Origin of the sequence: Streptomyces alboflavus, assembly GCF_000716675.1 — a bacterium.
GTDB classification, from domain to species: domain Bacteria; phylum Actinomycetota; class Actinomycetes; order Streptomycetales; family Streptomycetaceae; genus Streptomyces; species Streptomyces alboflavus.
The window spans coordinates 1-268 of record NZ_JNXT01000158.1 but is presented as its reverse complement, the minus strand read 5'-3'; the positions used below and the strand labels follow the sequence as shown (position 1 = coordinate 268).

General features: G+C 52.6%; 1 rRNA gene. It reads left to right on the top strand.

Annotated elements, in window-relative coordinates:
- Positions 1-195 precede the first annotated feature (195 nt).
- Positions 196-268 (top strand): 16S ribosomal RNA (locus OO63_RS41150); the annotation flags it as partial.

Here is a 268-nt window from a genome sequence, read left to right as displayed (position 1 = left end):
TCCGTTCCTTGAGAACTCAACAGCGTGCCAAAAGTCAACGCCAGATATGTTGATACCCCGACTCACTTCGGTGAGTTGAGGTTCCTTTGAAAAAGTCCTTCCACGGAAGGCACACAGCGAGGACGCTGTGAACCAGGGGATTATTCCTCTCCTGGTTCCGCTCTCGTGCGTGTTGAACCGGATTACCGGTACACATTCACGGAGAGTTTGATCCTGGCTCAGGACGAACGCTGGCGGCGTGCTTAACACATGCAAGTCGAACGATGAA